The following is a 7,148-nucleotide window of genomic DNA, read 5'->3' as shown; positions in this document are numbered from 1 at the left end:
CGCGTGCACAGCGCCGGCCACGGCGCCCGCCGCTGTGCACGCGCGTACGGCACGCGCGTACGGCACCCGAGGACGGCCCGGTCCGCGTACGACGGTGCCCCCGCGGACGAGTCCGCGGGGGCACCGTGACGAAAGGTCAGCCCTGGGCGCGACGGTTCGTGCGCGGGTTGCGCGCGCCGCCGACGACCATGCCGGTCGTCGGGGTACCGGATGCCGAGCGCCCGGCGCCCTGCGGACGAGCGCCGCCCGCGCCGGCTCCGGCGCGCTGCCCGCCGCCCTGGCCGCGACCGGCCCCGGCCGAACGCTGGCCCTGACCCCGGCCGCCCTGCGGAGCGTGCGCGGCGGCCGCGGGAGCCTCGGCGCCCTGGCCGCTGCCACCCCGACCGCGACGGCGACGACCGCCACCGGCGGCGGGGGCCGCGGCATCCTGGCCCTGGGTGCGCGCGGCGCGCTTGCGCTGCGCGTTGGCGCCCTGCGAGCGTCCGCCGCCCTGCGGCTGCGCCACGACGGGCTCGGGCTTGACGTAGGGGGCGACCTCGCCGACGAGCGCCACGACCTCGGGCGAGGTGGGCGTGACGGGCTGCGGCGTGGCCGAGATCTTCGCCTTGCGCAGGATGTCGAGGGTGTCGCGACGCTGCTCGGGGAGCATGATCGTCACCACGTCACCGGCGGTGCCGGCACGCGCGGTGCGGCCCGAGCGGTGCAGGTACGCCTTGTGCTCGACGGGCGGGTCGACGTGGACGACCAGCTCGACGCCGTCGACGTGCACGCCGCGGGCGGCCACGTCGGTCGCGACGAGCACCTTCGCGCGGCCGTCGCCGAAGGCGGCGAGGTTGCGGTCGCGCTGCGGCTGCGACAGGTTGCCGTGCAGATCGACCGAGGGGATGCCGGCGGCGGTCAGCTGCTTCGCCAGCTTCTTGGCCTGGTGCTTGGTGCGCATGAACAGGATGCGGCGCGCGGTGCCCGAGGCGAGCGTCTGCACGAGATCCTTCTTGGCGTCGGCGTCGGCGGGGGCGAACACGTGGTGCGTCATCGCGGCGACGTGCGAGTGCGCCTCGTCGACCGAGTGCAGCACCTCGTTGCGCAGGAACCGCTTGACCAGCTTGTCGACGCCGTTGTCGAGCGTCGCCGAGAACAGCAGACGCTGACCGTCGGCGGGCGTGCGCGACAGCAGGCGCGTGACACCGGGGAGGAAGCCGAGGTCGGCCATGTGGTCGGCCTCGTCGAGCACTGTGATCTCGACGTCGCCGAGGTTCGCGAAGCCCTGACCGATCAGGTCCTCGAGGCGGCCGGGGCACGCGACGAGGATGTCGACGCCCGCGGCGAGTGCGTCGACCTGACGCTTCTGGTTGACGCCGCCGTAGACGGTCGTCGTGGTCAGCTGGAACGCCGCGGCGAGGGGCTTGATGACCTCGTCGATCTGGTTCGCGAGCTCGCGGGTGGGGGCGAGCACGAGCGCGCGGGGCTTGCGACCCCGGCGGCGGTCGGTCGTGGCGGCGAGACGCGCGACGAGGGGCAGCGAGAAGGCGAGGGTCTTTCCCGAGCCGGTCTTCCCACGACCGAGCACGTCGCGGCCGGCGAGGGTGTCGGGCAGGGTGTCGGCCTGGATCGGGAAGGGCTCGTTCTTGCCCTGGGCGGCGAGAACGTCGATGAGGGGGGCGGGCACGCCGAGGTCGGCGAAAGTCTGGGACGTCATGAAAACTCCTGCCGCGGCGCATTGGCGCACGGCGGTTCGGGATGCCGCGATGCTGCGGCTGCATGGGCGAAGGCGCCGGGTGGCGCATCCGTTCGCCGTGAAGGTCAAAGGCCCAACGAAAGGGGGCCGGTGCGTTCGACGACGCGCGGGAGCGAATCGCTCCGAGACCCCCAGTCTACCGGTGCGTCAGGCGGCGGCGCGCCAGCAGCCCGCGACGTGGTCGTCGACCATGCCCGAGGACTGCATCAGCGCATACATCGTGGTCGGCCCCACGAAGCGGAACCCGCGGCGACGCAGCTCCGTGCTCATCGCGGCCGACTCGGGGGTCACGGCCGGCACCTGCGCGAACGTCGCGGGCGGTGTGTGCGCGGCGGGGGCGAACGACCACATCAGGGCGTCGAACTCGCCCTCGGCCATGCCCGCCACGAGACGTGCGTTGCCGATCACGGCCTCGATCTTGCCGCGATGGCGGATGATGCCGGCATCCTGGAGCAATCGCTCGACGTCGTCGGCGCCGAACGCGGCGACGGTGGCCGGCTCGAAGTCGTGGAAGACCTCGCGGAAACGCGGCCGCTTGCGCAGGATCGTGATCCACGCCAGGCCCGCCTGGAACCCCTCGAGGCTCATCTTCTCGAACAGCGGGCGGTCGCCGCGCAGCGTCGTGCCCCACTCCTGGTCGTGGTACCGCTGATACTCGGGGTCGGTGCCCGCCCAGGCGCAGCGCGCGACACCGTCGGCTCCGGTCACGAGGTCGCTCATGCGTCCAGGCTAGGCGGGGGCTCCGACATCACGTCCCGGTGCGGCACGGAAACAGGCCGGTGAGACGAGAACAGGCCGACCCTCGACGGATCGGCCTGTTCCGGTGGCATCCCCTGTTCTCGTTGAGAGCGAGGGGGCGGATGCCGTTACCGGGCGGGCTTCTTCTCGGGCACCGGGGCGTTGCCCGACGCCTTCAGCGCGGCGTAGTACGACGCGGCCTCGTTCTGGCGGTCGTCCTCGACACCCGACGCGATCGAGGCGCGGATGTGCTCGGGGCCGTAGCCGAACGCGTCGACGAGGTCCTGCGCGTGCGGGCGCAGGCGACGGCACAGGCGGTCGATGTAGCTCGAGACCGCCGCACCGCGCTGCGTCGACAGGCGCCCGTTGATGAGGTACCACGCGAGGTGTTTCTCGATGAGCTGCAGGCCGAACAGGTCGCGCAGCCACGTCAGCACCTTCAGGGTGTCCCGATCATCGATTCGGTTGATGGCGTCGGTGAACGCCTCCCACTGCAGCAGCTCGCCGTGGGCGCGAGCGGCCTCGATGAGCTCGGCCTGGTTCTCGTTGAACAGCGCCGCCGCATCTTCGCGGGACAGCTTGGATGCCGGACGCAGCCGCCCCGCGATGTCGGCGATCATCTGCTGCACGCGACCGGCGAGCAGCTCGTGCTGCTGCTCGGCGCGCAGGCCGCGCTCGACCGAGCGGGCGGTGGAACCGAAGTCGGTGACGGCCTGACCCAGCTGGCGCATGCCCGCACCGTGGAACAGCTTGCCCGCGGTCTGCCCGACCGCGAACGCGGCGAGCTGCTTGGCATCCTTGCCCTTGAACTGTCGCGCGTAGTCGGCGAGCAGTCTCTTTCCGACGAGCTGCAGCAGGATGTTGTTGTCGCCCTCGAAGGTGACGTAGATGTCGAGGTCGGCGCGCAAACCAACCAGGCGGTTCTCGAAGAGGAAGCCCTGGCCGCCGCACGCTTCGCGCGACTCCTGCAGGGTGTCCAGCGCGTGCCAGGTCGACAGGGGCTTGAGCGCCGCGGCGAGGGTCTCGAGGTCCTCGCGGTCGGCGTCGGTGTCGAGGCGGCCGCTGAAGACACCGTCGAACTTCTGCAGGAACTCGTCGTGCGCGAAGATCTGCGCGTAGGTCGTCGCCAGGCGCGGCAGCAGGCGGCGCTGGTGCTTGCCGTAGTCGAGCAGCGTGACCTCGGGGGTGCCGCTGCCGGAGTCGAACTGCCGACGCTGGTTGCCGTAGGTGATCGCGATGGTCAGACCGATCGCCGACGCCCATGCGGCCGCCCCGTCGAGCGAAACGCGCCCCTGCACGAGGGTGCCCAGCATGGTGAAGAAGCGACGACCCGGGCTGGCGATGTCGCTCGAGTAGGTGCCGTCGGCGGCGACGTCGCCGTAGCGGTTGAGCAGGTTGGTGCGGGGGACGCGCACCTGGTCGAAGTGCAGGCGGCCGTTGTCGATGCCGTTCAGCCCGCCCTTGAGACCGTCGTCCTCGCCCCCGATGCCGGGGAGGAAGTTGCCCTCGTCGTCACGAAGCGGCACGTAGAAGCAGTGCACGCCGTGGTTCACGTTGTCGGTGATGAGCTGGGCGAACACCGTCGCGGCCTTGCCGTGCACGGCGGCGTTGCCGAGGTAGTCCTTCCACGCCCCGCGGAAGGGGGTGTGGATGACGAACTCCTCGGTCTCGGGGTCGTACGTCGCGGTCGTTCCGATCGCCGACACGTCGGAGCCGTGACCGGTCTCGGTCATGGCGAAGGCGCCGGGGATCTCGAGGCTCATGATGCCGGGGAGCCACTTGTCGTGGTGCTCGCGGGTGCCCAGCTGCAGCACGGCCGAACCGAACAGGCCCCACTGCACGCCCGACTTGATCTGCAGGCTGGGGTCGGCCGCGACGAGCTCTTCGAACCCGGCGATATTCGCACCGTTGTTCTCTTCGCCGCCGAGGCGCTTGGGGAACGCCCGGTGCACCGCCTTGTTCTGGACGAGCAGGTGCAGCTGGCTGAGGGTGCGCTCGCGGTGCGCGTCCATGCCCAGGCTGTCATCGCGCCACAGCGCGGGGTCCTTGATCATCTCGCGCGCCTCGCGGCGGATGTGGCCCCACGTCCCGAGCAGCAGATCGGTGACCCGCTCGGTGTCGATGCGGGCCTCGGCGGCCTCGGCGGCGGAGTGCGGCGCGGTGGGCGCACCCCCGACGGGCGTGCGCGTGCTCGTGGCGGGCGTGGTGGGACGGACGGCGGCGTCGGTCATTTCGGCACCTTTCGACGTTGCAAAGGGATGCCACCACGGTAGGTGTCCCACAACGACCGCTCAAACATCCTGTGCGTTCGCCACAACGGTCCGTGCCGTCGGAGCGCGGGGTCGTTGTGGGTGGTCAACATTCCCGTGAGCGCGCTGAGCGTCGATCGGCCCGGCGCGCGTACGCGCAGCGCCGCGCCCGGTGCCGCGCCCGCCCGGTGCCGCGCTCGGTGCCGCGCTCGGTGCCGCGCTCGCCCGGTCCCGGGCTCCCCCGCGGGGACGCGAGACTGCACCCGGCTGACAACTCGGTGACATCCTGCAACCGATTCGTCAGCCAGATGCAGTCTCAGCGCCCCGGGGCCGCCGAGCGACCCGCCCGAGCGACCCGCGCAGCGCAGCGCGGCGCAGCGCAGCGCGGCGCAGCGCAGCGAGGCGCAGCGAGGCGCAGCGCGGCGCCGCGCGAGCGGGAACGCGGGGTCAGTTCGCCGCGACCACCGTCAGGATGCCGTCGCCATAGGCCTCGCGCTTCTTGGCGCCGATGCCGGTGATGCCGTCCAGGTCGCCGATGGATGCCGGGCGGGCGGCGGCGATCGCGCGGAGCGTCGCGTCTCCGAACACGATGTAGGCGGGCACGCCCTGCTCGCGCGCCTTCTCGGCGCGCCAGGCGCGGAGCGCTTCGAACAGGTCGCGGTCGCCGGCCGCCACGTCGTCGGCGCTCGATTTGCGCTGTCGGCTCGAACCGCCGCCGCCGGTGCGGCCGAGCGCGTCGCGCCGCAGCGGCACGGGCGTCTCGCCGCGCAGGACGCCGCCGGAGGCCTCGCTCAGCGCGAGGGTGCCGTAGTCGCCCTGCGCGACGATGATGCCGCGCGCCAGCAGCTGGCGGATGACGCTGCGCCAGTCTTGATCGGACAGATCGGCGCCCAGGCCGTAGGTGCTGAGGCGGTCGTGCCCCTGCTGGGCGATCCGCTCGGTCTTCGCGCCGCGCAGGATGTCGATGAGGTGCCCGGCGCCGAATGCCTGTCCGCGCTCGCGCTGCAGGCGCACGATCGTCGACAGCAGCTTCTGCGCCGCGATCAGGCCGTCCCACGTGTCGGGCGGCGTGAGGCACGTGTCGCAGTTGCCGCACGGCTCGGAGCGCTGGCCGAAGTAGTCGAGCAGGTTCTGCCGGCGGCATCCGACCGTTTCGCACAGCGCGAGCATGGCGTCGAGGTGCTGACCGAGACGCAGCTTGTAGGAGCGATCGCCCGGCGACTGGTCGATCATGCGCCGCTGCTGCACGACGTCGCCGAGGCCGTAGGCCATCCAGACCACCGAGGGGTCGCCGTCGCGACCCGCACGCCCGGTCTCTTGGTAGTAGCCCTCGACCGACTTGGGCAGATCGATGTGGGCGACAAAGCGCACGTCGGGCTTGTCGATGCCCATACCGAACGCGATCGTCGCCACCATGATCACGCCGTCGTCGCGGAGGAAGCGCGACTGGTGCGCCGCCCGCACCGAGGCGTCGAGACCGGCGTGGTACGGCAGGGCGTCGAGCCCCTGCGACGCCAGGTACGCGGCGGTCTGCTCGACGGTCTTGCGGCTGAGGGCGTACACGATTCCGGCGGAGCCCTCGGGCTGCGAGCGGATGAACTGCACGAGCTGACGACGCGGGTCGACCTTGGCGTCGATGCGGTACTGGATGTTGGGCCGGTCGAAGCTGGCGACGAAGCCGCGGGCGTCGCGCAGGCGCAGGCGTTCGACGATCTCGCGGGCGGTCTCGGGGGTGGCCGTGGCGGTGAGCGCCATGCGCGGCACCCCGGGGAAGCGGTCGGCCAGATCGCCGAGGGCGAGGTAGTCGGGGCGGAAGTCGTGGCCCCACTGCGACACGCAGTGCGCCTCGTCGATCGCGATGACGCTGAGCCGCCCCCGCGACAGCAGACCGAGGGTCTGCGCGCCGTTGAGCCGCTCGGGGGCGACGTACAGCAGGTCGAGCTCGCCGGCGAGGTAGGCCTGCTCGACGGCCTGCCGCTCGGCGGGCGCCTGGGTGGAGTTGAGGTATCCGGCGCGTACGCCGTTGGCGATGAGCGCCTCGACCTGATCGTGCATGAGCGCGATGAGGGGGCTGACGACGAGGCCGGTACCGGGGCGCACCAGGGCGGGCACCTGGTAGGTGACGCTTTTGCCGCCGCCCGTGGGCATGAGCACCACGGCGTCGCCGCCGTCGACGACGTGCTGCACGATATCGGCCTGATCGCCGCGGAAGGCGTCGTAGCCGTATACCTCGTGCAGCACCGCCCGCGGGTCGTGTCCGGTGAAGTCGCGCACGGCGGGCAGCTCGCGCGCCGTGCCGGTGGCAGCCGCCGCCCGCGCGAAGGCGGAGGCGGGGTCGACCGGGGGCGGCGGCGCGTCGAAGTCCTCGGGCGGCGCGAACAGGTCGGGGTCCCAATCGGCGCCCGCGTACGGGTCGTCGGGGATGT

The 7,148-nt window shown here is 72.1% G+C and carries 4 protein-coding genes; all 4 read right to left on the bottom strand.

The window, feature by feature from the left end:
• Window positions 1-136 precede the first annotated feature (136 nt).
• The 4 genes from DBR36_RS10405 to recQ all read right to left on the bottom strand — a co-directional run bounded on the left by DBR36_RS10405 (window position 137) and on the right by recQ (window position 7,146).
• Window positions 137-1,696: a DEAD/DEAH box helicase gene (locus DBR36_RS10405; protein ID WP_108319137.1), complete on the bottom strand. Its 1,560-nt coding sequence runs from the start codon at window positions 1,694-1,696 to the stop codon at window positions 137-139.
• Window positions 1,697-1,882: 186 nt separating this feature from the next.
• The gene (locus tag DBR36_RS10400) at window positions 1,883-2,455 is read right to left on the bottom strand and encodes a DNA-3-methyladenine glycosylase I (protein WP_108319135.1); all 573 of its coding nucleotides are present in this window, start codon (window positions 2,453-2,455) and stop codon (window positions 1,883-1,885) included.
• Between the two features lie 146 nt (window positions 2,456-2,601).
• A complete protein-coding gene (locus tag DBR36_RS10395; protein WP_108319133.1) occupies window positions 2,602-4,704 on the bottom strand; it encodes an acyl-CoA dehydrogenase in 2,103 nt (700 codons plus the stop codon).
• Window positions 4,705-5,169: 465 nt separating this feature from the next.
• Window positions 5,170-7,146: a DNA helicase RecQ gene (gene recQ / locus DBR36_RS10390; RefSeq protein WP_108319131.1), complete on the bottom strand. Its 1,977-nt coding sequence runs from the start codon at window positions 7,144-7,146 to the stop codon at window positions 5,170-5,172.
• Between the last annotated feature and the right edge of the window lie 2 nt (window positions 7,147-7,148).

Source organism: Microbacterium sp. HMWF026, assembly GCF_003061325.1.
Classification (GTDB): Bacteria; Actinomycetota; Actinomycetes; order Actinomycetales; family Microbacteriaceae; genus Microbacterium; species Microbacterium testaceum_E.
This window is presented reverse-complemented; position numbering and strand designations above follow the sequence as displayed.